This window comes from Rhizobium sp. WSM409, from assembly GCF_057653825.1.
The window spans coordinates 2,158,998-2,185,953 of record NZ_CM172794.1; the positions used below are offsets into that span (position 1 = coordinate 2,158,998).

The following is a 26,956-nucleotide window of genomic DNA, read 5'->3' on the forward strand; positions in this document are numbered from 1 at the left end:
CCGCCGTTTTCCGTTTCAGTTTCCCTGCTTCAGGCGCTCAGCCACCAGTCGCGACTATCGTCGGCAATCTCGATGCCGGCCACCTCGGCATCCGACAGCCAGTCACTCACCGCCCTGCCCCTGACCAGGAGACCCGGCGCGATGTCGGCAAGCGGCATCAGCACGAAACCGCGATCGGTCATGCGCGGATGCGGCAGTTCCAGCCGCGGCGCGTCCTGGATCACGTCGCCATAGGTCAGCACGTCGATATCGAGCGTGCGCGGACCCCAGCGCTCGATGCGCTCGCGTTTCATCTCGCGTTCGATCGACAGGCAGACATCGAGCAAAGCCTCCGGCTTCAGCCTGGTCTCGACGGCAGCGCAGGCATTGAAGAAGAACGATTGGTCGGTCTTGCCCCAGGGCGGCGTGCGATAGAGCCGCGAGACCGCCGTAACCCGGCAGTCGTCCCGTCCGTTGAGCCTCTGCAGTGCCGCGGCCATCGCCTTCACAGGGTCGCCGATATTGCCGCCGAGACCGAGTGTGGCGGATTGCAATGCGGCCTCAGGCAAAGTGCTCAACGCTCACCTGCACGAAATCGAGCACGCCGGGCACCGGCGCGTTCGGCTTGCGCACCGTGATCTTCGCCCGCCGGATCTGCGGGAATGTCTCGCAGAGCCCCTTGGCGATATCGAGCGCCAGGGACTCGATCAGGTAGCGCCGCTTGCCGGTGACGATCTGCTCGATCACCGTAAAGGCGATGCCGTAATTGACGGTATCGTTGATCGAATCGCTTTCCAGCGCCTCGCCGGCGACAACATCGAGCTCGGCATCGACGAAGAAACGCTGGCCGAGGAATTCCTCCTCGTCATGCACGCCGTGGCGCGCGAAGAAGGCGCAGTTCTGCAGCGTGATCGTGTAGGTGGTCATGTCGGCCGCTTCCTCTCGAATTCCTGGCGCGCATTAAGCATAGCATCGGCGATATCGAGCGCATCCCTGTTGATTGCGACATTGTGCACGCGGAAAACCGCAGCCCCTTGAAGTCTGAGCAGCGCGCTGGTCGCAGCCGTCGCTGCATCCCGCCCCTGCGCCTCACGCCCCGTCACCGTGCCGAGGAAGCGCTTGCGCGACGTGCCGGCGAGCAGCGGCAGGCCGAAACGGGAAAGTTCGGAAAACCGCGCCATCAGCTCCAGGTTCTCCTCCGCCGTCTCCTTGGCGAAGCCGAAGCCCGGATCGAGCACGATGCGGTCGCGGTTGACGCCTGATGCAGCGGCGATCGCAAGCGACCGTTCGAGGAAATGCACCTGATCGGCAATCACATCGACGAGTTTTACCCTGTCGCGGCCGGTATGCATGATGCAGAGCCCGGCTCCGGTCACCGCAGCAATATCGGCGATATCGGGCTCCCTTTGCAGCCCGAAGACGTCGTTGACGATATGGGCGCCGGCACTGATTGCAAGCCGCGCCGTCTCGGCGCGATAGGTGTCGATCGAGATTAGCGCCTGGGTGCGCCCGCGCAGCGCCTCGATGACGGGCAGCACGCGCGCCTGCTCCTCGGAAGGGCTGACGGTTGCAGCGTTCGGCCGGGTCGATTCGCCGCCGATATCGACAATCCCGGCACCCTCGCTTACCGCCCGCAACGCCTGTTCGACCGCCGCATCGACGGTTTCAAAGCGTCCGCCGTCGGAGAAGGAGTCCGGCGTCACGTTGATGATCGCCATGATCACCGAACGACGCCCGAGTTCGATCTCCCGGCCATGGCCGACACGCCATATGATGCCTTCGAGCCCTGTCACCAGACTTATCCCATTGATGACGAAAAAAGCGCCATCTGATATTGCGCTTGGGGTGGCTATGCCCCAAGCTCCTGTCGATTTCAACACGGGTTGCGTTCAGAATGCCGCTTGCAGTGCGTTATATGGTCGTTCCTATCGCCTTTTCCATTGCTCTTTCCCTTTGCAGCCCGTCGGCAGCCGAAGTGATCGCATCGAAAAGCTATTCCTATTTCGACATTCGCGGCAAAAGCGCGGATGAGCTCGACCGCGAACTCAGCCGGCGCGGCCCGACGGCGAGCGGTTCCTCGGCACGCCACCCCGGCGCTACGAAGATCCGCTTCGGCGGCGAGGCAACCTATATTCAGAATAACGGGCGCTGCCGCGTCGGTAACGTCAAGGTCACGGTCCACACCCAGATCATCCTGCCGCGCTGGAGCAGTCGCAAGGGCGCCAGCAAGGAGCTGTCGATGATCTGGGACGCGCTGTCGAGCGATATCAAGCGCCACGAGGAGCGCCATGCCGAGATCGCCCGCGACCAGGCCCGCGCCATGGAGCGCGCCATCCGGGCGCTGCCGCAGCAGCGCAGCTGCGAAGCCATGCAGGAACTCGTCTCCGGCGAATCAGCTCGCGGTATAGAGGAGCACGACCAGCAGCAGGCGCGATTCGACCGGGTCGAGGCGGTCAATTTCCAGAAGCGGATGCTGAGGTTGCTGAACAATCGAATCAACGGTCGAGCCGGCGCAAAATAAGGCTTTTTCAGTCTGGTTGCGAGCGGAAACCCTTAGCTGAATAACGAAACTTGTGCGAAACTTGCACCCTCCCCAGCGATTCACTGGTCATTTTTCATCCTGGCAGACTCAACCGGAACGCGTTAATATGAACACATTCGAAAGTTCAGGTACGGCATCTGCACTTTCATCGCTGGGTTCTCCTGGCGCGTTCCGAAGCCGCGGATGTTCCTCCCTCATCCGTAGGTAATGCGCCCGCCTCGCCTCGCTCGCTCTAGCGCGCGAGGCGTCTTTTTTTTGGTATCGAATTTTTCGACGACGTTTGAAGCGCAGCGCGCTTCAGGCCTGGCGTTCCGGCACGTGCACCACGAGCCCGTCATAGACAGCCTTCATCCGGATCTGACAGGACAGCCGCGAGGTCGGGCGCACATCGAAGGCGAAGTCGAGCATGTCCTCTTCCATCGCTTCCGGCTGGCCGACCTTCTCCGTCCACTCCTCGTCGACATAGACATGACAGGTCGCGCAGGCGCAGGCGCCGCCGCATTCGGCCTCGATGCCGGGCACCGAATTGCGCACGGCATTCTCCATCACGGTGGAGCCTTGGTCGACGTCGAGGTCGAAGCGCGTGCCGTCGAAGGCGACGATGGTAAGTTTTGGCATCAGGACTATTTCCGGTCTTCAGTGGGTGGGCGGATTTTCTTCCGACAATTCGACGCATCAGTCAACATTGGGAAATCCGCGACAGCCTCGCAGATCGGCCCTTCGCCCGCCGTCTTCAAAGCGTCATAAAGAACGTCGCAAAAAGACCCGCGGTTCCGCAATGGAACAACGGGCCTCGTTCGAACGGTATCTTATGCACGTCGCCCAAAAGTGCGCAGCGGTTTTGGCACAACAACATGCGTCAGATAAAAACTTGGAGTCAGCCGCGGCAGAGCTTCAGAATGAAATTCTCGGCGTCGATGACGGCGGCACCGAGCGCTGCCGTCGCGCCGGCATCGCCGCCGTTTTCCTCGACGGCTTCCGCCGTCTGCGACACGCGGAACGCGCCGACCGAGCTTGCCGCGCCCTTCAGCCGATGCGCGGCTGCGCCGATACGGATGGTTTCGCCGCTGGCAATATCCTGCAGGCATGCGCGAGCCTGGCGCGCAAACATCTGAAGGACTTCGAGTTCCAGTGTCTTGTCGCCCATCGTCTGCTTTGCGAGATGGACCAGATCGATCGGCCGGACCTTCGAGGGACACGGTCCCTTTGCATTATCAGGCGCCTCGAATACGATGTTCAATGCTGCCATCTGGGCTGCCATTGCCAATTCTCCCGTCTCTGTCGTCCGCAGTTGCAACAGTTCTGCGACAGGAGGGTGGCCATCACGTTAAATTCCGGCACAGTCAGGGCGGAAATCTCGCCATATGGTTAACATCCGTTAAATATCCCTAAACTATTGGCTTTTGAGCCGCGCCTGGGATTCAAAGGTGTTAACAAAGGGTTAACGCGCCATGAATCTCAAGCCTTCATTAATTGTGTGAAGAGCCCAGATGTGTCACTACGATACTGGTGGAGCGGGTTTGTGGTACGCGCCTTTGCCGAGCGAGTGGATAATGGTAGTGTTTTGATACCTTCCGTTTGAAAAAGCGGCTATCTACTCTGAAATGACATGCTTATCCGTCCTTCGTTGGGATGGAAGGCTGGAACGGCAAAGTTGTTCCCGGGTGAGGCGGAAGCCCAGGAAGCGCTGTCGGACTGGCTGACAGTAACGAGGCATAACCGAATGGCGAACAACAAATATAACGAGTCAATTGAGGACAAGGCGTTCAAGGCATTGGACGAGGCGCTCCAGATCGACTTTAGCAAGGATAACGTACCGTCTCGCCGCGGCGACGCGCCCCAGGCCCCGGAGGCTAATGTGTCTGATCCAGTAAATGCGCGTAACCAGCAGGCCCAGGAAGAAGCGCAGCGCCGCAGCCGCCGCGGTGCCGCCGGCGAGCAGACTTCCAGGGCTCCGGCCTTCGCCCCCGCCAACGATGCCAGCCGCAATACGCCCGCCTCGATCCTGAAATCCTTTGACGGCGCCTCCAGCCGCTCGGCGGTGCGCACCGCCACGCTGTTTTCCGTGCTTTGGGTCATGGCCGGCCTCGGCCTGATGTCGCTGCTTTATGCTCCGCAGATCTGGCAGATTCGTTCGCTCGCCGATCTCGTCGCCCTGCCCGGCGTCATCGCCGGCCTCGTCGGCATCATCATTCCCGTGATGATGTTCTATGCCTTTGCCATCATGATCTCCCGCGCCCAGGACATGCGCAACGCCGCCCGTTCCATGGCAGAGGTGGCATTGCGCCTGGCAGAGCCGGAAACCATCGCCTCCGAGCGCATCATGACCGTCGGCCAGGCCGTGCGCCGTGAGGTCTCGGCCATGAATGAAGGCATCGAGCGCACCATCGCGCGTGCCTCCGAGCTGGAAACGCTCGTCCATTCCGAAGTCAATGCGCTTGAACGTTCTTACGCCGACAACGAGTTGCGCGTTCGCGGTCTCGTCCACGAACTCGGCTCCGAGCGCGAGGCGATCGTCAACCATGCCGACCGTATCCGCACCTCGATCGGCAGCGTGCACGACCAGTTGAAGGAAGAGCTGTCGCTTGCGACCGAAGAGATCGCGGTGCGGCTTGCCACATCTGGCGAAGCCTTCGCCTCGCTGATCGATACACGCGCCGCCACGATCCTGGAAAAGTCGGACAGCGCCCTGCAGTCGATGGGCAGCCTGCTCGCTGCCAAGACCGATACCCTGCTGCAGACCCTGAACGCATCGGGTTTTGCGCTGGCCACCGAATTCGACAACCGCCTCGAAGCCCTCTCCGTCAATCTCAACGACCATGGCGAAAGGCTGCTCAGCCAGTTCGAGACGCGCGCCTCGACCATGGACAGCAGCACCGAAAAGCTGAATGCGGCGCTGAATGAGCGCACGCACCAGCTCAACGAGATCCTGATCGCCCGCACCCGCGAGATCAATGAGAGCCTGACGTCAGGCGAACGCACCATCGGCGGCACGCTTGACGACGTGTTGTCGAAGCTGAACAGCGCGCTCGATGAAAAGGGCGCAAGCTTCCGCCAGAGCCTGCAGACCACCGCCGACGATGCCGTCATGGATCTCGACGTGCGCTCCGGCTTCTTCGAGGAGCGGCTGCAGACGACCGTCGCCCAGCTGTCGACCGCCTTCGACGAACGCGTCTCCGAATTCACCAGCGCCTTCGACAAGCGCACCGGCTCGCTCGACACCAAGCTGATGGAGAGCCTCGCTCGTATCAACGAGACGCTGACCGGCGGCTCGGATTCGATCGACGGCATCCTGAATTCCGGTATCGACCGCCTTGGTTCGTCGATATCAGACCAGTCGCTGGCGCTCGCCACCGCCCTCGCCACCGGCCACGAAGTCCTGGAAAGCACGCTCGGCAGCCGCGCGGACGAAATCACCACAGCCCTCACCAGCCGCACCGGCGAACTGACCTCGGCGCTGCAGAGCGCTACGTCTGACATCGCGCTGACGCTCGCATCGGGCACCTCCGAGCTGCAGAACAACCTTCAGACACGCTCGGCCGAATTCCGCGACGCGCTGCGCACCACCACCACCGATCTGACGACTGCCGTTGCCGCTGGCACCGAACAGGTCACCTCTGCCTTCGGCGGTCGCGCCGAGGAGCTGAGCGGCGTGCTTACCGCCCGTGCGGCCGAAATCAGCGAGGCGCTCGGCACGGCCCACGGCCGTATCGACAGCGTCATGGCAGAGCGCGGCGGCGCATTGCTCGAGGCGCTCACCACCCATCACGGCCGCTTCGAGGAAGCGCTGACGACCCGCTCCGACGCCATCATCAATGCCGTCTCCGGCACCCATGACCGTCTTGCCGAGACGCTCGACGAAAAGGCGATGGCGCTCGCCATTTCCTTGAACGAGAGCCAGGCTCGCATCGAGGACACGCTCGAGACCCGCTCCGAGGCCTTCCTCAACGCCGTGTCCGGCACGCATGATCGCCTGTCGGAAACGCTGGACAGCAAGGCGGCGGCCCTTACGACCTCGCTCGACGAGCGCCATGCCCGCATCGAGGATGCGCTTGGAACGCGCGCCGAGGCACTGCTGAACACTGTATCCGGCACGCGCGACCGTCTTGCCGAAACGCTCGACGAAAAGGCGATGGCGCTCGCCATTTCCTTGAACGAGGGCCAGGCCCGTATCGAGGATACGCTGGAAACCCGCTCCGCGGCGCTGCTGAACGCCGTCTCCGGCACCCATGATCGTCTCTCGGAGACTCTGGACGGCAAGGCGGCAGCTTTTGCCACCTCGCTCAGCGAAGGCCATGCCCGGATCGAGAATACGCTCGAAACCCGCTCCGCAGCGCTGCTGAACGCCGTCTCCAGCACCCATGATCGCCTCTCCGAGACGCTGGACGAAAAGGCGATGGCCCTCGCCATCTCGCTCAACGAAACCCAGACGCGTATCGAAGACACGCTGGAAACCCGCTCGGCAGCCCTGCTGAATGCGGTCTCCGGCACCCATGACCGCCTGTCCGAGACGCTGGACGAGAAGGCGATGACGCTCGCCATCTCGCTCAATGAGAGCCAGTCGCGGATCGAAGACACGCTGGAAGCACGCTCTGAAGCCTTCCTCAAGGCCGTGTCCGGCACGCACGACCGACTCTCGGAAACGCTCGACGAAAAGGCGACGGCGATCGCCGCCTCCCTGAACGAGGGCCAGAGCCGCCTGCAGGACACCCTGGAGAGCCGCTCGGAATCCTTACTCAATGCGGTCTCCGCCACTCACGACCGCCTGTCCGAGACACTCGACGATCGGGCGATGGCGCTTGCCATTTCGCTGAACGAGAGCCAGAGCCGTCTTGAGGAGACGCTGACAACAGGCGCCGAGGCGATCACCAATGCGGTTTCCGGCACGCATGTCGGCCTGAACGGAGTGCTCGACCAGAAGGCCGCCGCCCTCGCCGCCTCGCTAACCGAAGGCCAGGCTCGCCTCGAGGAGGCCTTGGGCCACCGCACCGCCGCGATCATCGGCGCCGTAACGGCAACCCACGATCGGCTCACCGATACGCTCGATGAAAAGACCATGGCGCTCGCCATTTCGCTCGACGATAACCAGAGCCGCTTCGACAGTGTGCTCGAAGCCCGCAGCAACGCCATCATGGAGGCCGTCTCCGGTGCCGAAGCCCGAGTCGCCGGCGCCTTCTCCGACAAGACCGATGCAATCCGCACCGCCTATACTGACAATCAGCAGCGGCTCGAAAATGCGCTTTCCGAACATAGCGCCGCCCTCTCAGGCGTTCTCGATACCGGCGGCGCCCGCTTCGAGGATCTCGTCGGCGGCTTGACCGGCCGCATCGAAGGCCGTCTGACCGATGCACATACACGGCTCGGAGGCCTCGCCGACGAGGCCGCAGCGCGCATCGAGGGCGGGCTCGCCTCTGCCCATGAGCGCATCCGCACGACGCTCGAAGACCGCGCCAACGCCATCGACCTATCGCTGAACCAGGCCCATGCGCTGATCAGCGATACGCTGGCCGAACAGGCGACCAGCATCGGCACCTCGGTGGCGACAAGCGTCGGCATGCTCGAATTGTCACTGGAGCACCGTGAAGCGGCGATCCGCCAGGCGATCGATGCCGGCGCCCAGACATTGGAAGATCGCATGCATGCCGGCGCCGGCCAGATCGCCGGTCGCTTCCAGGAGGCGGCACGTGCGATTTCGAGCTCCACCCAGGATTTGTCCACCCATCTCGATCGGTCGGTCGAAAGCCTGACGGGCCGTTTTGAAGAAACCGGATCGCGTGTGGAAGCCGGCCTTGCGGCGATCGAGACCCGCATCCGCGACGGCGTCGGCGGCGTTGCCGAAAAGGTCGAAGCGGCCAGCGGCCAACTGTCCGGCGTGCTTGCCGACGGCGTCTCCCGTATCGGCGCGCTCAGCAACGACGCCACACAGCGCATCTCGGCGACGCTCGAAGGCAGTGCCGCAAACCTCACTCAGGCGATCGACAGCCGCACCGCCAATCTGGCCGAGACGCTGGACAGCCGCACCACCAGCCTGACCGGCGCCATCGATGGCCGCACCGCGAGCCTCGCCGAAACGCTCGACCGCGGCAATGAACGCATCGAGGAACGCCTCTCCACCATGGACCGTGCGTTGACTGTCGGCCTCGATGCCGTCAATCGCACCATCGAAGGCAAGGCCGCCGGTCTCGCCTCGACGCTGCGCAGCGCAGTTGCCGACGCGGCCCAGGGAATGGAAGGCGAAGCGACGAGAACCACCGAACTGCTTGGCAAGACCGGCCAGCAATTCGCCGAGGATCTCAATGTGAAAAGCGACGAATTCACCCGCACCATGGATGAGCGCTCGTCACAGATCGTCACCCGCGTCGCCGAAGCTCAGAATCGGCTGGCAAGCCAGGCCGCTGCCGTTGCCCAGACCTTCTCGGAAGCCGGTAACGCCATCGTCAACAAGGTCGCCGAGGCCGAGACCATCGTCGGCACGCAGGTCAATGCCATCTCCAAGGTGCTGTCGGATGCCGGCCAGTCTCTGGAGACACGCGGCAATGCCATCCGCTCGACCCTGTCGGGCGCCGGCACCGAGATTTCCGCCACCATGGCGGATGTCGATCGCTCGCTGGAAGCACGCAGCAGCGCCATTCGCACCAACCTTGAAGAGCGTGCCCGCGAGATCGATACGACGTTCTCCGAAATCGACCGGGCGCTCGAAGCGCGCGGCAACTCGATCCGCTCGACGCTCGAGGAGCGCACCCGCGACCTCAACTCGATGCTATCAGGCCGTTCGGTCGAATTGACGCGCATCCTCGACGAAACGGCCCGCCCGATCATCGACCGCTACACCGATGCCGGCGAGCAGGCCGCCGCCCGCATCACCGCCGCGGCGAACCTCAGCGCCGACCGCCTGCGCGCCGAAAACGAAGCGCTCGCCAGCGCCGTTGCCGCCCGCACCGAGAATGTCGCCAATGCCGTCAGCGCCATCGAGAACAGCCTGGTCGGCAACGTCAACGGCCTCGTCGAGCGCATGTCGGAAAGCAGCGCGGCGATGGCGATGATGATGAACCGCGCCGCCGAGCAACTGACCAGCGTCGACGGTCGTCTCGGCGATACCACCACGCGCTTTGCCGACTCCGCCACCAAGGCCGCTGAAATGGTCTCCGCCTCGACCAGGCTTCTCGAAGGCAAGGTCGACCGCCTCTCCGACATTTCGGGCCAGACGCTGGCACAGGTCGGCGGCATCATCGGCCGCTTCGACGAACACTCCAAGGTTCTGACCCAGGCTTCGCAGCTTCTCGGCGCCGCCCAGTCCAACCTCGCCTCGACGCTCGAGGAACGCGAGAGCGCGCTGCAGACGCTCTCGGTCGGCCTCGTCTCGCGCTCGGCCGAGATCGAAAAGACCATGCAAGGCCTCGGCAGCATGATCGAGACCGTGTTCGAGCGGGCAGAGCAACGCTCCAACCAGGTTACCGGCAATTTGCGCCAGGGCGTGCAGTCCTCCTTCGCCGATATCGGCCGCATTCTCACCGAAACCGAGAAGCGTGCCCAGGAAGCGGCAGAGACGATGCGCGAGGCGATCACCCGCGCCGGCGACGAGGCCAATACGACGATCGACGGCACCTTCGCCAATGTCGAGCGCCGCTCCGGCGATCTCTCCAATCGCATTCGCGGCGGTCTCACCGCCTCGCTGTCGGAAGTCGATCGCATGCTCGGCGAAGCTGGCCGCGCCTCAGACGGCGCCGCCCAGCACATGCGGGAAGCGCTGCGCGAGGCGATCGATGATGCCGTCGGCCGCTTCTCCGGCGCCACCGAGGATATCCGTCGCTCTGCGGCCGACATCCGCAACGAGCTTGACGCCACCCGCGCCGAACTGAAGCGCGGCGCCTTCGATCTTCCCGAGGAAGCCAAGGAAAGCGCCTCGGCCATGCGCCGGGCCGTCGCCGAGCAGATCAAGGCGCTGCAGGATATCTCCCAGCTGGTCGGCCGCTCCAGCCAGCAGCTCGAGATCTCCGAGCCCGTCGCCCGCACACTCGCTCAGGTGCAGCCGGCCCCGCGTCCTGCCCAGCCGGTCGCAGCCCAGCCGCCGCAGCCGGCAGCACCGCCGCCGATCGAAGCGACAGGTCTGCGCGGAGCGATCGCACCGTCTGCGCCGGCTGCCGCCCCCCAGCGCGCCGCGCCGCAGCCTGCCCCCGCTCGCCAGGAAACAGGCCGCCCGGAAACAGGTCGCCAAGAGCCGGCTCGTCCGGAAAGCGGCGGCTGGATCAGCGATCTCCTGCGTGGCGCATCGCGTGAGGACGCCGCCGACGAGGCCGCGGCCGCCCGTGTTCCTGCCCGCCCGGCGGAAACTGCCGCGCCGGCCGCGCGCAGCAACGACAGCCGCAATCCGCGCCACGTCGTCGAATCGCTGAACTCGCTCTCGGTCGATATCGCCCGCGCCATCGATCACGACGCCTCGGTCGATCTCTGGCGCCGTTACCAGCGCGGCGAGCGCGACGTCTTCACCCGCCGCCTCTACACGCTGAAGGGCCAGCAGACCTTCGACGAGATCAAGCGCAAATACGACCGCGAACCGGAGTTCCGCACCGCCGTCGACCGCTACATCGGTGATTTCGAAAAGCTGCTCGCCGACGTCGCCCGCACCGACCCGAACCGGACGGTGACGCAGTCCTACCTCACCTCGGACACGGGCAAGGTCTACACCATGCTCGCTCATGCCGCAGGCAGGCTCGGCTGAACTCGCTGATCTGAACTGGAATTACCCGGGAAAGCCGCTTGAACATGTGTCAGGCGGCTTTCGCCATCCAGCCACGGAAACTTCGCCCGAAATGACCAAAGCCCTCGTGATCATCGACGTCCAGAATGCCATCCTCTCCGGCAAAGCCTCGCCAGAGCGGCAGCCCCAAGTCGATGCCGCACTCGACCAGACCGTCGCACGGCTGGCCGCGCTACAGGAAAAAGCTCGGCAGGCGGGCGCGCCGATCGTACTCGTTCAGCATGACGGCGACAGCGGCCATCGATTGGCTGTCGGCACGCCAGGTTGGGCGCTACGCGACGAGATCGCGCCGAGGCAGGCCGAGGTCGTTGTGCGCAAGAAAAGCGCCGACTCCTTCTTCGAGACCGATCTTGGAGAACGCCTGGGCGAACGATCGGTCACTCACCTCGTCGTGGGTGGATGCATGTCCCAATTCTGCGTCGACACGACAGTCAGGCGAGCCGTGTCGCTCGGATATGATGTGACGTTGATTGCCGATGGTCACACGACCAGCGACACGGCGACCTTAGCCTTCTCCGAGATCATTGCCCATCACAATGAAACACTCGATGGTTTCGATGCGGGCAAGGCGACGGTAGAAATCCGCCCCGCTGCCGAGATCGACTTTTCCTAAATTTTCGGACCACATGGGAACCCGGGACCGTTTGGCGGCCCCGGGTTCCGATATCTCACCGATCGGCCGCTATATTCCAGTTGTAGACGCACCGATCGAGGCCGATGGCGATCTCAAGCACCAGCACGTCGTGGTCGACGGCCGCTCCCTTCCTCGGCTGCGACCGGTAGCGCTGCGGAAAATCCGTGCGTCGGGAGATCGAGCAGACCTCCATCCATTTGTCGCCATTGTCGACCTCGATATCGACAGTCACCTCCGAATAGGCCGGCAGCCGGTCGGAGGGCACGATCCGGGTCGGCAGATGGATCAGCGATGCGATCATCCGGCGGACCGGCTCGAGGCAGGCGGCGTGATAGTCGTTGCCGCTGTCGGCCGTGAAGGCGCATTGGAATTCGAGCTGCCAGAATTCCTTCAGCCGCATGTGTTTGGTCGGCTGCTCCTGCTCGCGACGATAGGATCTGCCGGCCTGCCAGACGCAGAGCGGCAACCATGTCTTCGAATGATTGCCGAGAATATGCTGCATGTAGATGTAGGTCGACGGCGTGGTCTCCGGTCTCAGCACCAGCGCGGTCTCGCTGGTGGAGAGCTGTTCCTGGACCCAGATATCGGCGTTCGAATAGGCGCTTGAAACCAGCGACCGCGGCATCAACGCCGGCGCCTCGACCCTCCTGACATCCCAGGCTGGATTGACGGATCTGAGGAAGCTGCGGACCTCTTGCGAGAAGAAGCCGATCATATGATCGCGCAGCTGGATCTCGCGCTCCTCCCAATGGACGAGCGAATTGACATGATAAATATTGAGCACGGTGCCTGTCTCCCTGGCAACCTTGATTGACGTGGTGAGGGGCTTTACGTCCAGCAGCGCGCCGGACGCGGAGCGCCCTGACGTCACAGCAGGACGCGAAGACCTCGCCCGCCAAGAGCGCGCACGATCGCGACCTGCAGGCAGGTGCTGATATGACGAGAGAAAGACGCGCGCTTCATGCTCATGGCGAGTTTTCTACGAGCCGTGCGCATCATTGTCAAAACCGAAGAGGGTGAGACAAAAGGAATCAGCTGTGGATGACCCTTTTTTATTGCCCCCTGTCCTTCATTCCGTCACAAACTTTTCTGATCCGCTCACATTAAAGCGAATAGCTCACTCCACCATCCAAACGATCGAGACAGCAACATTGATGACCAAGACGACATCCCGGCTCCTTGCCACCGCGCTCTCCTCCGTTTTCCTGATGGGCGCCTTCACTCTGGCCCAGGCAGGTCAGGCAAGCTTCGTCGTTGATGTGCAGTCCGGTCAGGTCCTCGAAGGCTCCAATCAGGACGATCTGAACTATCCGGCGTCGCTGACCAAGATGATGACGCTCTATCTCGCCTTCGAGGCCCTGCATGACGGACGTCTCAACTGGGACCAGAAGCTCACCATGTCGGAAAATGCCGAGAGCAAGGAGCCCTTCAAGCTTGCTGTCGGTGCCGGCCGCAAGGTGACGCTGCGCGAAGCGGTCGAAGGAATTGTCGTGCTCTCCGCCAATGATGCGGCTGTGGCGATCGCAGAACAGCTTGGCGGCTCTGAACAGGTTTTCGCCAAGGCAATGACCGACAAGGCACACCAGCTCGGCATGAAGGATACGGTCTTCAAGAATCCGTCGGGGCTTCCCGATCCGGAGCAGGTCACCACGGCGCGTGATATGGCGACGCTCGGCGTTTCGCTGATGCGGGACTTCCCCGAGGAGTTCAAGCTCTTCTCTATGCGCGGCTTCCAGTTCCGCGGCATGAAGCTGCGCGGCCACAACAACCTCATGTATCGCTATGACGGCGTCGACGGCATCAAGACCGGCTACACCGATGCATCGGGCTACAATGTCGTGACATCGGCATTGAAGGATGGCCGCCGCGTGGTCGGCGTCGTCATGGGCGAAAAGACCGCGAGCATACGCGACGACAAGATGGCAAGCCTGCTGGACAGTACTCTGCAGTCGTCATCGACCGCCACAGCTTCCACGACACCGGTCAGCCAGCCAGGCGCGACGATGACGGATTCGCAGCCGACGAAGTAGATCGACCAGCGGAGACCTGCCGAAAGGTCGCTAGCGCGTCGGCCCGATGCGTAGATTCAAAGAGTGAGAGCGTCCTTTATACGTCCGAAAAGACGCACGGCGCTCTGACGGGTTATCTGAAGGCCACTTCCAGATGCTGCCGGTCTTGCGCGATCACCTTGCAATTCGTTTCGAATCCTTCGCCTTTGATGGCCAGGACGAATTCCGAAGGAATGCCTGATGTATTGGAGACTGAAATGCCGGCGCTCTCCGATCCAATGGATTTGACGGTGCAGTCGATGGTCGAGCGTCGATCGTTGAACAGGATCGAACCCGCCTTCAGCACCCGCCGTCGAGCCCCAATGGCGTGATCGGCGTGGATCGAACTCCACGACACGCAACGATTCCGTCCGCCATGCTTGGCCTGATACATCGCCGCATCCGCTTGAGCCAGCAGGGTCTCGATCTCCTTGCTGACAATCGAGAGTGCAGAAGTTCCGAAGCTGGCTGTGACGGTCAGGGCGCCATGATCGCCGCGTATGATGTGAGAAGCGACGGCGGCTCTGAGTTTCTCGGCGACCGCGGCAGCACCCTCCCGATCGACATGCGGCAGGATGACGGCAAATTCCTCCCCGCCAAGACGGCCGAACAGATCGCCGGCTCGAAGGGTCGTCTTGCAGGTCGATGCGACCGCCTTGAGGACCTCATCTCCGGCCGCATGCCCATGCGTATCGTTCACCTTCTTGAAATGGTCGATATCGAAGACGATACACGATAGGTCGTGCTTGTGCCGCAAAGCGAGCGAAATGAGCTGATCTGCCTCCTGCTTGAAGGCGCGCCGCGTCATCGCCTCGGTGAGGCTGTCGATCGCGGCCGACTGCATGAGCTCGATGCGGTCCATAGCAGCCCCCGCCAGCTCCTCGAGAATGCTGAGATCTCTGTTGCCGAACGATCTTGGCCTGCGGTCGATCGCGCATACCGTTCCGATCATGTGCCCGGCTTTTGTTCTCAACGGCACGCCGGCATAAAAACGGATATGGTTCTCGCCCGTCACCGCAGGATGTTGTGAAAACCGCGAATCCTTGGTGGCGTCTTGCACGACAATAGGCTTTTCACAGTCCACGACATAGCGGCAGAACGTGTCTTCGCGCGACACCTCGTCGCCCGCGAGGCCGGAGCAAGCCTTATACCATTGCCGATGCGCATCGATCAGCGACACGATGCCGATGTCGATGGAAAAGATCTCCTTTATCAGGCGTACGATCCGCTCGAAGCCCTCGTCCCTCGGAGTGTCGAGGATATCGAGCTGCTGCAACACAGCCAGGCGATCATTTTCGCGTTGGATCGCCTCCAATGACGATTTCCCGAAGACCCGTGCAACCACCATGCAACATTCCTCCTGAAAGGGACTGCATGATGCGTTCCATAAATTCATGAAGAAATTGAATACGATGACGGCCCGCATACCATGGGGTTAAATATTTTTCAGAATCGACAACCCCTGATATTCAAGGGGCGGTCTGGGAATTCCAGTTCAGATTGAGCGCAGCGTCCAGGTGACGATTTCGGAGGCAACCGTGGAGAAGGCGCGGTCGAGGCCTTTGACGAAGCCGTCATTGTCGCCGCCGGCCGGCGCCATGGCGCGGAACACCTTCTGAGCGCGCACCGAGCCGTTGCGATCGTTGAGGATCTTGGCGGAGATCTCGACCACCGCCTGGTTGCCGCGCGAAGCATCGATCTCGAAGGAGCGGATATCGGTGACGATCTGGTAGTCGATCGCCAGCCCCTGCCCCGGCATGCCGACGCCGCCGAGCTTGCCCGAGTTCTCGAAAGCTTCCACCAGCTTCGACTGCACTATGCGCGGCAGCTTGTCGCCCCACTGCGCCTTTGAGAGATACTGGATTTCCGAAGGCGAAACACGGATGACGATCTGCTCGCTGTCGAGCGACCTTAGCGCCGTCGGGCTGGCGATCAGGATCTGGCGGGATTTGGCCGCGGGTCCGCTGCCATCGACGGCGGCGGGCAGGTCATAGGTGTCGTTCTTGGCCGCGGTGCCGCACCCCGAAAGGATCAGCGCCGTCAGCGGCAGCGCGATCACCGTTCCCCTGATCCAAGAACGGCGCGACAACAGATGCGATGCGACCATATTAGGCTACCCCTGACTTCCCAGTTAACGCCGCGTCCGGCCGTCATATTGCTTCACCGTGTCCCCGCCGAAGATCAGGCGTTGCGGATTGCGGTCGAAGTTGGTGATCGTATCGTTCAGATTGCTCACGGTCCCGCGCATGTCGTTGACGAGAGTCTGCACGTCGCGCAAGCCGCCGCTCGAGAATTTCTGCAGATTGTCGGCGATCGGCCCGATCCGCGAATTGAGATTGTCGGCGACCTTCTTGAAGGATTCCAGCGTGTCGCGCGCTTCAGTGAACAGCGATTGCGTATTGTCGGTGCCGAGCAGCGCATCGACCTTGATGAGAATGCCGTCGATGCGGGTCGAGGCCGAATTCAGCTTGTTGGAAAGCTGCGACACGTCCTGGATCGTCTGGTCGATATCTTTCTGACGCGCCGAAACCGTGTTGGCGACCTCGCGGATCGAGGCGACGGCGGCGCGCGCATCCTTGGTCGCCTGCGAGATATCGTCGACAGAGCCCTTCACCTTCGCCGGGTCGATCTGGGCAACGAGCGTATCGACGCGGTCGAGTGTCGCCTGCGCCTGCTTGCCGAAATCATTGAAGGTGGTGGCCGTCTGGTCGAACTTCTGGATCGCGCCCTTGAGGTCGCCTGAGGCATCGGCGACATTGGCGGTAATCTTCTCGGCATTGGAGACGATGTTATCGATCTTCTGCGCATCGACTGCCTTGACCAGCGACTCGACGGCTTGAAGCGTCGAATCGACACGACCGGAGACCGCCTTCACCGTATTGGAGAGCTCACCCACGCTCTGCAGGAAGGCGTCGATATTGCCGGAATTCTTGGCAAGTGCATCGGAGAACGTCTCGGCATTCTTGAAAGTCTCGGTCAGCGGCCCACGCGAATCTTCGATGAAACCCTGAAGTTCGCCGACCGCGTCATTAGCGCGATCGAGGATCTTGTCTGCGGTCGCCAGGAGATTGGTGACGCTCGACTGGTCGGCGACGATGACGGCGCGTTTGCCGTTGTCGATCGCATGCTGGAGGATGCTTTCCTCGCCCTTGCGGCCGCCTGAGAGTTCGATATAGGCAGCCCCGGTCAAGCCCTGGATTTCAAGGGCGGCCTTGGTCGAGGGGTAGATCGGCGCATCGGTGCGCACCTGGGTGAAGGCCAGCGAATATTGCGGATCGTCGGCATCGATCGACAGCGTTTGCACCGAGCCGATCTGGATGCCGTTGAAGCGCACCGGCGAGCCGACGCTGAGGCCGTTGGCCGAGCCCGGAATACGCACGATCAGTTCCGTCATCGGGCCGCCGCGGCCATATTCGGCCATCCAGTAGACGAAGCCGAAGGCAGCCGCGATCACCAGCACCGTGAAAAAACCGACAATCGTGTAATTGGCTTTGGTTTCCATCTTATCCGGTCACTTTCCGCTGCTGTCGTGCCGCGCGGCAGCATCGTTCTGCGGCACAATCGACCGCGCGCGTTTGCCCTTGAAATAGGCCTGCACCCACGGATCGTCATAGGCCAGCATGTCGTCGATCGTGCCTTCCACCATTACTCGCTTCTTTCCGAGCACGGCAATACGGTCGCAGACCGAAAACAGGCTGTCGAGGTCGTGCGTGACCATATACACGGTCAATCCCAGACTATCGCGCAGGTTGGCGATCAGTTCGTCGAATTCGGCCGCACCGATCGGGTCGAGGCCGGAGGTCGGCTCGTCCAGGAAGACGAGTTCCGGATCGAGTGACAGTGCGCGGGCAAGGGCTGCGCGCTTGATCATGCCGCCGGACAGTTCGGATGGATATTTGTCGGCGGCATCGGCTGCAAGCCCGACCATACGGATCTTCAGATGCGCCAGTTCGTCCATCAGCGAGGTCGGCAGGTCGAGATATTCGCGCATCGGAACCTGGATGTTTTCCTTGACCGTCAGCGACGAGAACAGCGCCCCCTGCTGGAACAACACGCCGAGCCGCATGTCGAGGGCGTTGCGCTGCGGCTCGTCGAGTTCGTCGAAATCCTGGCCGAGGATCTTGATCGTGCCGGAGCGGCGCGGCAGCAGCCGGAGCACCGTGCGCATCAGCACCGATTTACCCGTGCCCGACGCGCCGACGAATCCGAGGATCTCGCCGCGGTAGATATTGAGGTTCAGATTGTCGAGCACGACCTTGGAGCCGAAGCCGACGGTGACGTCGCGCGCCGACAGCACGATGTCCCTTTCGTCCTTGTCTTCCATATCGATCGGTTTCTCGTCCACGCGGTCCGCCATCCTAGAAATCGATCGCTGCATAGAACATCGCAAAAAGCCCGTCCATCAGGATGACGACGAAAATCGCCTTCACCACCGCGGCCGTCACGTGCTGGCCGAGCGATTCCGCGCTGCCGCCAACCTTCAGCCCCTCGACGGCGGCGACGATGCCGATGACCAGCGCCATGAACGGCGCCTTGATCATGCCTGACAGCACCGTCGACAATGTGACCGCCTCGTGGAGGCGCGACAGGAAATTGGCGAAGGTGATGCCGGAATAGCCCCAGGCGACAGCGGCAGCACCGCCGAGCGAAGCGAAATTCGCCAGCACCGTCAAAAGCGGCAGCGCAATGGTCAGCGCCACCAGCCGCGGAAAGATCAGCACGCCGATCGGGTTCAGCCCCATCACCTTCAGCGCGTCGATCTCTTCGCGCATCTTCATCGAACCGATTTCGGCGGTGATGGCGCTGCCCGAGCGGCCGGCGATCATGATCGAAGTCAGAAGCACGCCGATTTCGCGCAATTGCAGGATGCCGACGAGATCGACGACGAAAACCTCAGCACCGAAGTAGCGCAGCTGGAAGGCGCCCTGCTGGGCGATGATCGCCCCGATCAAGAAAGACATCAGCAAGATGATCGGAACGGCGCGAACGCCCATATGGTCGATCTGGTTGACGATCGAGGCCGGCGAAACGCCGCTGCCGCGGCCGAACTTCATCTGCGCGCCGCGCACCGCCGAGCCAAGGATATACATGGCGGCGGCGAAATTGTCCCAGACCTCGTAGGTCATTTTGCCGATCGGCGCGAAGATGCGCGCGGCAAGCGAGACTTTCTCCGTCTGCTCCGGCTCGACCTTGGTCGGCTCCTCGGAAAACATCTCCAGCATTTCGTCGATATGCGAGTTGGTGCCTTCGAAGCGAACCGTCCGCCCGCCCGCCTCTTCTTGCTTCTTCAGCCGGCACAGCAGCCAGATGCCGGCGGTGTCGATCTCCGAAATATCCGAGAGGTCTACCGTCAGGTCGCCAGTCTTCTTCTGCAAAAGCTTTTCGAAATCGCGTAGCACCAGATGGATGTAGGCGCTGCGCCAATTGCCCTGAAGACGCACACGCTGTCCCGATCCATCAGCCTGGTCGTCCACATCAAGGGAGGCGGCGTTGCGATTCTCGGCGTTCAAGATACTTGTGTCTTTCAAGGCTTACAGCGACATTGCCGAATCGCGAAGCAGATCGTTCGCCCGGCGCGTCAATATACAGAAGCACCGTGCAATTTCCATGCTTGCAGGAGAGCAATAATGCCGCGTACCCTCGATATCCAGATGAATTCCTTTCCGATTGCCGGGACCTTCACCATCTCCCGCGGGGCAAAGACCGAAGCCGAGGTCATCACCTGCACGCTTGTCGAAGAGGGTGCGCAGGGGCGCGGCGAATGCGTGCCTTACCGCCGCTACGGCGAGACCATGGAGAGCGTTTTCGCCCAGATCGAGGCGGCGCGACCGCTGATCGAGGCCGGCATTTCACGCCATGACCTGCTGTCGGCCATGCCGCCGGGCGCGGCCCGCAACGCCGTCGATTGTGCCCACTGGGACCTTCAGGCAAAACAGACAGGAGACAGCGTCGCCGCCCGCCTCGGCATTGCCGCTCCGCAGCCGCTCACCACCGCTTACACCATCTCGCTCGGTGAACCGGAGGTGATGGCCGCCCAAGCGCGCGAGCATGCCGGCCGCGCCCTGCTGAAGGTCAAGGTCGGCACCGGCGACGATGAAAGCCGCATCCGCGCCGTCCGCGCCGCCGCCCCCGATGCCGCCATCATTCTCGACGCCAATGAGGGCTGGCCGGAAGCGGTGTTGGAGCGTCATCTCCATATCGCCGCCGAAGCAGGCATCGCCCTCGTCGAGCAGCCACTGCCGGCCGGCCGCGATGGCCTGCTTGCCGAAATCCGCCGCCCGCTCCTCGTCTGCGCCGATGAGAGTGTCCACCACACCGGCGATCTCGCAAGCCTTGCCGACCGCTACGACGCGATCAACATCAAGCTCGACAAGACCGGCGGCCTGACGGAGGCGCTGTCGATGAAGGCCGAGGCCGAACGGCTCGGATTCAGTATCATGATCGGCTGCATGGTCGGCACCTCGCTTTCCATGGCGCCCGCCGTTCTCCTCGCCCAGAATGCCGATTTCGTCGATCTCGACGGTCCGCTGCTGCTTGCCCGCGACCGCGATCCCGGCCTGCGCTACGCCGCTTCGCTGGTCTTTCCGCCGGAAAGCACCCTTTGGGGCTGAAGGTAATAGGCGAAGATGACGAGGCCGAGGCCGGAAAACGCGACCAGCGCCATGACGTAATAGCTGACGACGCCGAGCCAGGCGTAGAGATAACCCGACGCCAGGGTCATCAGCGCCATCGCCATGCCGACATAGAAGAAATAGGCGCCCTGTGCCGAAGATTCCTGCGTCTCCTGCACCGTCGCCATGATCCGTCGCTGCACGCCGGTATGCACGAAGGCATAGGTGAAGCCGTGGAAACATTGCAGCAGGAAGAAACCGGCAAAACCGGTATTCATCGGAAACAGGATCCAGCGGCAGACGCTGATGGCGCAGCCGAAGCGGATCAGCGTCCAGGCATCGAAGCGACGGTTGAGACGCTTCGACAGGAAGAACACCGTCACTTCCGAGGCGACGCCGGCGCTCCAGAGCAGGCCGACCTCAGTGCCGGAGAAGCCGAGCTGATGCCAGTAGATCGAGGAAAAAGCGTTCAGCACCGCATGGCTCGACTGCTGGATGGCAACGCCGATCAAAAGCAGCAGCAGGTGCGGCTCGCGCAGGCCACTGCCGGTAGCGGCTGGGATGTTGATCGGCTGGCCCCGCCGTCGCGTTGGCCCGATGCGCGGACAGAAGATCGCCATGACAACGGTCATGACAAAGCCGAACACCATGACATCGAGCACCATTCCGCCGCCCCACCGGCTGATCATCTGGCCACCGACCAGCGTCGAGACGATAAAGGCGATGGAGCCCCACACGCGCATCGACCCGTAATCGAGCCCCCAGCGGCGCACGCCCGAGATGACGATCGATTCGACGACGGGCACATAGGGTGCGAAGGTGGCGCCCTGCAGCGCATAGACGATCGTCACCGGCCAGAAAGTCGTCGTCCAGAACAGCGCGACCGCCGTCAGCAGCGAAAGGCCGCCCGACCAGAGCAGCACGTCGGCGCGCTCCTTCAATCGATCGGCGATCATGGCGACGACAGGCGCCACCAGCACGCGAACCACCATGGGTATGGCAAGGATGATGCCGATCTCATGATCGCTAAAGCTATGGGTTGCGAGCCAGACGGGAAAGAACGGCAGGACGATGCCGTTGACGAGCAGCGGCGCACAATAGGAAAGCGCACTGAGAAGCCGGAAGCGCGGCGGCGCTCCCTCACCCGTCGGGGAATTTTGAGCGGGAATCATGGGTGGACCTGAAGGAAACTGGACGTTGTCCTAACACACCACCCTGGAGGCGACTATTGCGAGAAATAGCCGTTCTGAAACGTTTTAGAAAATAAATAGGGCCTGTCGCCTGACGGTAACGGCTAAATTCGTGGGAGCGCAGGCGCGGATGCGCCGGCGCCAAAATCAGGCGGCTTGCGGGGCCAGTTCGCCCTCGTCATGCATTTCGATAGCGGCAAGCGCCGGCACGCTGCTGGCGAGCGCCCGCCAGGTGATCAGTTCGAACGTGCCATCCTCGTGCTCGGCGACAGCCGTGCAGCTTTCCACCCAATCGCCGGTGTTGATGTAGCGGATACCGTCCATGTCCTGAATGATGGCATGATGGATATGTCCGCAGATCACCCCATCGGCGCCGTTTTTGCGGGCTTCCTCGGCCACGACGCGCTCAAATTCGCCGATAAAGTTGACAGCATGCTTGACCTGCAGCTTCGCCCAGGCCGAGAACGACCAGTAGGGCATGCCGAGTCGGCGGCGCACCGCCGCCAGGATGATGTTGATGCGGATTGCCGTGTCATAGGCCCAGTCGCCGAGATAGGCGAGCAGTCGGGCGTTGCGGACGACGACGTCGAACTCGTCGCCATGCAGGATCAGATATTTTCTGCCGTCGGCGCCGTCATGCATCATACGCTCGACGACCTCGATGCCGCCGAAATGCATGCCCGGGAAGGCGCGCAGGAATTCGTCGTGATTGCCGGGAATATAAACGACGCGCGTGCCCTTGCGCGCCTTGCGCAACAGTTTCTGGACGACGTCGTTGCAGACCTGTGGCCAGTACCAGCTGCGCTTCAGGCGCCAGCCGTCGACGATGTCGCCGACGAGCACGATCGTATCGGCCTCGTGGTGGCGCAGGAAATCCAGCAGGAAGTCGGCCTTCGCGGCCTTCGAGCCGAGATGGACATCGGAAATGAAGAGCGTGCGGAAATGTCTGGGTTCCATCATGTCTTTCACGAGCTGCCGCTCATGTCCCATCTTTCATCTAACCTTCCAAAACCAGACTCGTGTTTCAGAAAGATGACAAGCTGGGGAAAAGCCCTGCAAACCTGTTCATCCCACGCGGCCGCATGGCCGTTCGCCGCGCGGGCCGCATGGCCGTCGCCACGCGGGCTGTATGCCCGTCGCCGCCAGGCCCGCCGACAAGGTTGCCCTGTGCATTCAGGGCGTTCATGATGACGGCGATTCATATTCGACAATGCGGGATGGCTGATGCGTCTCTTTCTCGTTCGCCACGGCGAATCCCTCGGCAACATCAACGAACAGGCCTACCGTCAATTCGGCGATCACAATGTGCCGCTGACGCGATGGGGCCATCGGCAGGCTCTCGAAGCAGGCGGCGTGATCGCCTCCTACCTGCAAGCATTGCCGAGCGCTGGTTTCGGCAAGCTGCATATCTGGTACTCGCCCTTTCTGAGGACCCGGCAGAGCAAGGATGCGCTGCTCGAAGCCCTGCCGGAAAGTTTCGTCGGCGATATCAGGGAGGATTATCTGCTGCGCGAGCAGGATTTCGGTCTCTTCACCGAAATCTACGATCACGCGGAACAGAAGCAGAAGTTTCCCGAGGAGTTCGAAAAATGGGCGAGGCTGCGCAGCAACAGCGGCAAGTTCTACGCACGGCCGCCGGATGGCGAAAGCCGGGCGGATGTGGCCCAGCGGGTGCGCCTGTTCCTGCAAACCGTCATGCACGATGCAGAAAATAGCGACCACAACGTCGTGATCGTCGGCCATGGCGTCACCAACCGGGCGGTCGAAATGAATTTCCTGCACCGCCCCGTCGAGTGGTTCGAGCGCTCCGACAATCCTGGAAACGCCGATATCACCCTGATCGAGGGGACGCGCTCGCAAGGATACGAGTCGATCTTGTTGCATCAGGCCGCCGACCGGCAGCCGGGACAGGAAGGCGAACTGCGCGATGCCCATGGCGCCGACGTGACGATCACGCCGAAGCCGACTGCATAATTCCGAAATCGGACCGCCGCAAAGGTCTGTGGCGGGTTGCGTAAGGCAACCCGCCAATTCTTCACCTCAGGTCGGCGACGTCACGGTTGCCGGCTCCTGCCCGGCCGCCGCCTCCTCGTTCACAGTCTCGGGCCGCTTCGTCCTCAAGAGACGCAGCACGAAGACGAAGAAGACGGGAACGAAGAAGATCGCCAGCACCGTCGCCGAGATCATGCCGCCGAGCACGCCCGTGCCGATGGCATTTTGGCTCGCCGCACTTGGCCCGGTGGCGATCGCCAGAGGCACCACGCCCAATGTGAAGGCGAGTGAGGTCATGATGATCGGTCGGAAGCGCAGACGAGCGCCTTCGATCGCGGCATCCATCAGCGATTTGCCCTCGGCAAAACCGTCCTTGGCGAATTCGACGATCAGGATGGCGTTCTTTGCCGACAATCCGATGATCGCGATCAGACCGACCTTGAAGTAGATGTCGTTGGACATGTCGCGGCTCATCACCGCGAGCACGCAGCCGATGACGCCAAGCGGCACGACCAGCATCACCGACAACGGGATGGACCAACTCTCGTAAAGCCCCGACAGCAGCAGGAAGACGAAGAGGATGCTGAGGCCGAACAGGAACGGCGCCTGCGATCCCGATCTCAGCTCCTCCAGCGACTGGCCGGTCCATTCGAAGCCGAAGCCGTCGGGAAGTTCCGAGGCCAGCCGCTCCATTTCGGTAATCGCCGCCCCCGATGAATATCCCGGCGCCGGAGCGCCAGAGATACGCACGGAAGGGTAGCCGTTATAGCCGACGATCTGCGCCGGTCCCTTCTGCCATTCGGCGACGGCGAAGGACGATAGCGGCACCATGCCGCCGCTCGCATTGCGGACATTGAGCTTCATCAGGTCTTCCGCCTGAAGCCTGCTCTTGTCCTGCGCCTGCACGATGACGCGCTGCATGCGGCCCGAATTCGGGAAGTCGTTGACATAGCTCGAGCCGAGATTGGCGGTGATCGTGCTGTTGATGTCGGCGAAGGCGACACCGAAGGTATTTGCCTTCTCGCGATCGATGACGAGCACGAGCTGGGCCGAGTCAGGCATGCCTTCCGGGCGGATACCTGCGATGATGGGGTTCTGCGATGCCTTGCCGATCAGCATTCCCGCCGCCTCGGTCAGTGCCGCCTGGCCTTTCGCCCCGCGATCCTGAAGGCGGAAGGTGAAGCCGTTGGTCGTGCCGAACCCTTCGATCGGCGGCGGCGACAGCGCGAAGGACGTCGCGTCCTTCAGCCCAAACAGCTGCATATTGGCGCGGTTGGAGATCTCCTGCACCGAATTGCCGGCGCCGCGTTCGGCCCAGTCCTTGAGCGTGACAAACACCAGGGCGGCGTTCGGTCCCTGCCCGGAGAAGCTGAAGCCCTGGATCGCGACGACGTTGGCAACGGCCGGCTCTTTCTTGAAGATTGCCTCGATGCTTTCGAGCGAGGCCACCGTGCGGTTGCGGCTCGCCTCCGGCGGTCCCTGCACGTCGACGATCAGGAAGCCCTGATCCTCGTCCGGCACGAAGCTGCTCGGCAGGTTGACGAAAAGATAGCCAAGGCCGATGAGCAGCGCGACATAGACGGCCATGACCCGCCAGGAGCGCTTGGCCAGTCCCTCGACGGTGCGGGCATAACGGCCGGTCAGCCGGTCGAAGTTGCGGTTGAACCAGCCGGCGACGCCCTTCTTCTCGTGATGGCCCTTGATCGGTTTCAGGAAAGTGGCGCAGAGCGCCGGCGTCAGCGACAGCGCCAGGAAGGCGGAAAACAGGATGGATACGACCATGGTCAGGCTGAACTGACGGTAGATGATGCCTGTCGAGCCTGGGAAGAACGCCATCGGCACGAAGACGCAGGAGAGAACCAGCGTAATCCCGAGAATCGCGCCGGTGATCTGCCGCATCGCCTTCTTGGTCGCTTCCTTCGGTGACAGCCCTTCCACCGCCATCAGCCGCTCGACGTTTTCCACCACCACGATGGCGTCGTCGACGAGAATGCCGATGGCAAGCACCATCGCGAACATCGTCAGCACGTTGATCGAGAAGCCGGCAGCAAACATGACAGCAAGCGTCCCGAGCAGCGCGACCGGCACGACGAGCGTCGGAATGATGGTGTAACGGAAGCTCTGCAGGAAGATGAGCATGACAACAAAGACGAGCGCCACGGCTTCAGCGAGCGTATGCGCCACCTTCTCGATCGATGCCGAAACGAACGGGCTGGTATCATAGGGAACGGAATATTCGACGCCAGCAGGGAAGAAGCGCGACAGCTCCTCCATCTTCGCCTTGACCAGATTGGAAGTGTTGACGGCATTGCCCGTCGACGACAGCTGGATGGCAATGGCGGCGCTCGGCTGCCCGTTCAAGCGGGTGGAGAAGCTATAACTCTCGCTGCCCTCTTCGATGCGCGCGACATCGCGCAGCCGGACATTCGATCCGTCGGCATTGGCGCGCAGCACGATGTCTCCGAACTCCTTGATGTCGGTCAGTTGCCCCTTGACCAGCACTGTCGCCGTCAGGTCTTGCGAGATCGGATTGGGTGCTGCGCCGATCTGGCCCGCCGCGACCTGGGCGTTCTGCGCCGAGATCGCCGCGCTGATGTCGGATGCTGTGAGGTTCAGGCCGACCATCTTGTCGGGATCGATCCAGATGCGCATCGCCCTCTGCGACGCAAATAGCTGGGCGCGGCCGACGCCCTCGAGACGGCGCAGCTCGCCGATGACGTTTCGGTTGAGATAGTCGCCGAGCGCCACCTCGTCGGTCTTCCCGTCCGTCGATGTCAGCGAGATGAACATCAGGAAGCCCGACGACGCCTCCTCGACCGTGATGCCCTGATCCTTGACGGATTGCGGCAGCCGCGGTTCGACGCGGCGAATGGCATTCTGAACGTCGACGGAGGCCTGGTCGATATCGGTGCCGGCCGCAAAGGTCGCGGTGATCGTCATCGCGCCCGATGTATCCGACGTCGACTCGAAATAAGAAAGGTGCTCGACCCCGTTCAGCTCTTCCTCGATTTGGCGGGTGACGCCCTGATAGATATCCTGGGGCGAAGCGCCGGGATAGCTGGTGGTGATGCTGAGCTGCGGCGGCGCGACCTTGGGATATTGGGCGACCGGCAGGAACGGCAGCGCGATCAGGCCAGCGATGGAGATGAAGATCGCAAAGACCCAGGCTAGGATCGGGCGATCGATAAAGAAACGTGCCATC

General features: G+C 62.3%; 20 protein-coding genes. 6 read left to right on the forward strand and 14 right to left on the reverse strand.

Annotated elements, in window-relative coordinates:
* Positions 1 to 29: 29 nt before the first annotated feature.
* From folK to folP, 3 genes are read right to left on the reverse strand one after another with little or no spacing between them, the layout of a single operon-like run.
* Positions 30 to 548 (reverse strand): 2-amino-4-hydroxy-6-hydroxymethyldihydropteridine diphosphokinase, encoded by a 519-nt coding sequence (folK, locus tag AC25BC_RS10875; protein WP_171815717.1) that lies wholly within the window; start codon positions 546 to 548, stop codon positions 30 to 32.
* Entirely contained in the window at positions 541 to 906 is a 366-nt protein-coding gene (gene folB / locus AC25BC_RS10880; RefSeq protein ID WP_003540148.1) for a dihydroneopterin aldolase, read from the reverse strand. Before folB ends, folK begins: the two co-directional genes overlap by 8 nt.
* Entirely contained in the window at positions 903 to 1,772 is an 870-nt protein-coding gene (gene folP, locus AC25BC_RS10885; protein WP_029875473.1) for a dihydropteroate synthase, read from the reverse strand. Before folP ends, folB begins: the two co-directional genes overlap by 4 nt.
* Positions 1,773 to 1,873: 101 nt before the next feature.
* On the opposite strand from folP, the gene AC25BC_RS10890 reads away from it, so the two are divergent.
* Entirely contained in the window at positions 1,874 to 2,500 is a 627-nt protein-coding gene (locus AC25BC_RS10890) for a DUF922 domain-containing Zn-dependent protease (RefSeq protein WP_012757670.1), read from the forward strand.
* A gap of 318 nt (positions 2,501 to 2,818) precedes the next feature.
* Here the strand turns inward: AC25BC_RS10890 and AC25BC_RS10895 are convergent, their stop codons facing one another.
* A complete protein-coding gene (locus AC25BC_RS10895) occupies positions 2,819 to 3,139 on the reverse strand; it encodes a 2Fe-2S iron-sulfur cluster-binding protein (protein ID WP_003540151.1) in 321 nt (106 codons plus the stop codon).
* A 259-nt stretch (positions 3,140 to 3,398) separates the two neighbouring features.
* Positions 3,399 to 3,782 carry an Hpt domain-containing protein gene (locus AC25BC_RS10900; RefSeq protein ID WP_003540152.1) on the reverse strand — a complete coding sequence of 128 codons (384 nt, stop codon included), beginning with the start codon at positions 3,780 to 3,782 and terminating at the stop codon, positions 3,399 to 3,401.
* 462 nt (positions 3,783 to 4,244) lie between these two features.
* Here AC25BC_RS10900 and AC25BC_RS10905 point away from each other — a divergent pair, with 462 nt between their 5' ends.
* The gene (locus AC25BC_RS10905; protein WP_012757672.1) at positions 4,245 to 11,240 is read left to right on the forward strand and encodes an apolipoprotein A-IV repeat region-like domain-containing protein; all 6,996 of its coding nucleotides are present in this window, start codon (positions 4,245 to 4,247) and stop codon (positions 11,238 to 11,240) included.
* A 91-nt stretch (positions 11,241 to 11,331) separates the two neighbouring features.
* Positions 11,332 to 11,892 carry a cysteine hydrolase family protein gene (locus AC25BC_RS10910; RefSeq protein WP_012757673.1) on the forward strand — a complete coding sequence of 187 codons (561 nt, stop codon included), beginning with the start codon at positions 11,332 to 11,334 and terminating at the stop codon, positions 11,890 to 11,892.
* 55 nt (positions 11,893 to 11,947) lie between these two features.
* Here AC25BC_RS10910 and AC25BC_RS10915 read toward each other — a convergent pair whose 3' ends face one another.
* Positions 11,948 to 12,697, reverse strand: coding sequence for an aminoacyl--tRNA ligase-related protein (locus AC25BC_RS10915; protein WP_017994234.1), 750 nt, complete (start codon positions 12,695 to 12,697; stop codon positions 11,948 to 11,950).
* A gap of 370 nt (positions 12,698 to 13,067) precedes the next feature.
* On the opposite strand from AC25BC_RS10915, the gene AC25BC_RS10920 reads away from it, so the two are divergent.
* The gene (locus AC25BC_RS10920) at positions 13,068 to 13,943 is read left to right on the forward strand and encodes a D-alanyl-D-alanine carboxypeptidase family protein (protein ID WP_017994235.1); all 876 of its coding nucleotides are present in this window, start codon (positions 13,068 to 13,070) and stop codon (positions 13,941 to 13,943) included.
* 112 nt (positions 13,944 to 14,055) lie between these two features.
* On the opposite strand, the gene AC25BC_RS10925 is transcribed toward AC25BC_RS10920, so the two are convergent.
* The 5 genes from AC25BC_RS10925 to AC25BC_RS10945 form a co-directional block, all read right to left on the reverse strand.
* The gene (locus AC25BC_RS10925) at positions 14,056 to 15,309 is read right to left on the reverse strand and encodes a sensor domain-containing diguanylate cyclase (RefSeq protein WP_017994236.1); all 1,254 of its coding nucleotides are present in this window, start codon (positions 15,307 to 15,309) and stop codon (positions 14,056 to 14,058) included.
* A 147-nt stretch (positions 15,310 to 15,456) separates the two neighbouring features.
* Positions 15,457 to 16,068 (reverse strand): ABC-type transport auxiliary lipoprotein family protein, encoded by a 612-nt coding sequence (locus AC25BC_RS10930; RefSeq protein ID WP_012757677.1) that lies wholly within the window; start codon positions 16,066 to 16,068, stop codon positions 15,457 to 15,459.
* 24 nt (positions 16,069 to 16,092) lie between these two features.
* On the reverse strand, positions 16,093 to 17,463 hold the full coding sequence (locus tag AC25BC_RS10935; RefSeq protein ID WP_128440214.1) for an MlaD family protein: 1,371 nt from the start codon (positions 17,461 to 17,463) through the stop codon (positions 16,093 to 16,095).
* A gap of 9 nt (positions 17,464 to 17,472) precedes the next feature.
* Positions 17,473 to 18,318 carry an ABC transporter ATP-binding protein gene (locus AC25BC_RS10940; protein WP_011652197.1) on the reverse strand — a complete coding sequence of 282 codons (846 nt, stop codon included), beginning with the start codon at positions 18,316 to 18,318 and terminating at the stop codon, positions 17,473 to 17,475.
* 1 nt (position 18,319) lies between these two features.
* Positions 18,320 to 19,489: an ABC transporter permease gene (locus AC25BC_RS10945; RefSeq protein WP_197725657.1), complete on the reverse strand. Its 1,170-nt coding sequence runs from the start codon at positions 19,487 to 19,489 to the stop codon at positions 18,320 to 18,322.
* A gap of 99 nt (positions 19,490 to 19,588) precedes the next feature.
* Between AC25BC_RS10945 and dgcA the strand changes: the two genes are divergently transcribed.
* The gene (gene dgcA / locus AC25BC_RS10950; protein WP_012757680.1) at positions 19,589 to 20,572 is read left to right on the forward strand and encodes an N-acetyl-D-Glu racemase DgcA; all 984 of its coding nucleotides are present in this window, start codon (positions 19,589 to 19,591) and stop codon (positions 20,570 to 20,572) included.
* On the opposite strand, the gene AC25BC_RS10955 is transcribed toward dgcA, so the two are convergent.
* Together AC25BC_RS10955 and AC25BC_RS10960 are read right to left on the reverse strand one after the other, a co-directional pair.
* Positions 20,524 to 21,744, reverse strand: a complete 1,221-nt coding sequence (locus AC25BC_RS10955) for an MFS transporter (protein ID WP_012757681.1) — start codon at positions 21,742 to 21,744, stop codon at positions 20,524 to 20,526. The genes dgcA and AC25BC_RS10955 overlap by 49 nt on opposite strands.
* Positions 21,745 to 21,909: 165 nt before the next feature.
* On the reverse strand, positions 21,910 to 22,752 hold the full coding sequence (locus AC25BC_RS10960; RefSeq protein WP_017994239.1) for a UDP-2,3-diacylglucosamine diphosphatase: 843 nt from the start codon (positions 22,750 to 22,752) through the stop codon (positions 21,910 to 21,912).
* A 234-nt stretch (positions 22,753 to 22,986) separates the two neighbouring features.
* Here AC25BC_RS10960 and AC25BC_RS10965 point away from each other — a divergent pair, with 234 nt between their 5' ends.
* Positions 22,987 to 23,736, forward strand: coding sequence for a histidine phosphatase family protein (locus AC25BC_RS10965; RefSeq protein WP_012757683.1), 750 nt, complete (start codon positions 22,987 to 22,989; stop codon positions 23,734 to 23,736).
* 66 nt (positions 23,737 to 23,802) lie between these two features.
* Here the strand turns inward: AC25BC_RS10965 and AC25BC_RS10970 are convergent, their stop codons facing one another.
* Positions 23,803 to 26,955: an efflux RND transporter permease subunit gene (locus tag AC25BC_RS10970; protein WP_012757684.1), complete on the reverse strand. Its 3,153-nt coding sequence runs from the start codon at positions 26,953 to 26,955 to the stop codon at positions 23,803 to 23,805.
* Position 26,956: the final 1 nt, after the last annotated feature.

Coding starts and splice junctions, on each gene's coding strand:
- AC25BC_RS10930 (WP_012757677.1), bottom strand. CDS start 16,068: ATGGTCGCATCGCATCTGTTGTCGCGCCGTTCTTGGATCAGGGGAACG.
- AC25BC_RS10895 (WP_003540151.1), bottom strand. CDS start 3,139: ATGCCAAAACTTACCATCGTCGCCTTCGACGGCACGCGCTTCGACCTC.
- AC25BC_RS10935 (WP_128440214.1), bottom strand. CDS start 17,463: ATGGAAACCAAAGCCAATTACACGATTGTCGGTTTTTTCACGGTGCTG.
- AC25BC_RS10955 (WP_012757681.1), bottom strand. CDS start 21,744: ATGATTCCCGCTCAAAATTCCCCGACGGGTGAGGGAGCGCCGCCGCGC.
- AC25BC_RS10890 (WP_012757670.1), top strand. CDS start 1,874: ATGCCGCTTGCAGTGCGTTATATGGTCGTTCCTATCGCCTTTTCCATT.
- AC25BC_RS10910 (WP_012757673.1), top strand. CDS start 11,332: ATGACCAAAGCCCTCGTGATCATCGACGTCCAGAATGCCATCCTCTCC.
- AC25BC_RS10905 (WP_012757672.1), top strand. CDS start 4,245: ATGGCGAACAACAAATATAACGAGTCAATTGAGGACAAGGCGTTCAAG.
- AC25BC_RS10925 (WP_017994236.1), bottom strand. CDS start 15,309: ATGGTGGTTGCACGGGTCTTCGGGAAATCGTCATTGGAGGCGATCCAA.
- AC25BC_RS10940 (WP_011652197.1), bottom strand. CDS start 18,318: ATGGCGGACCGCGTGGACGAGAAACCGATCGATATGGAAGACAAGGAC.
- dgcA (WP_012757680.1), top strand. CDS start 19,589: ATGCCGCGTACCCTCGATATCCAGATGAATTCCTTTCCGATTGCCGGG.
- AC25BC_RS10920 (WP_017994235.1), top strand. CDS start 13,068: ATGACCAAGACGACATCCCGGCTCCTTGCCACCGCGCTCTCCTCCGTT.
- AC25BC_RS10970 (WP_012757684.1), bottom strand. CDS start 26,955: ATGGCACGTTTCTTTATCGATCGCCCGATCCTAGCCTGGGTCTTTGCG.
- AC25BC_RS10900 (WP_003540152.1), bottom strand. CDS start 3,782: ATGGCAGCCCAGATGGCAGCATTGAACATCGTATTCGAGGCGCCTGAT.
- AC25BC_RS10965 (WP_012757683.1), top strand. CDS start 22,987: ATGCGTCTCTTTCTCGTTCGCCACGGCGAATCCCTCGGCAACATCAAC.
- AC25BC_RS10960 (WP_017994239.1), bottom strand. CDS start 22,752: ATGGGACATGAGCGGCAGCTCGTGAAAGACATGATGGAACCCAGACAT.
- folB (WP_003540148.1), bottom strand. CDS start 906: ATGACCACCTACACGATCACGCTGCAGAACTGCGCCTTCTTCGCGCGC.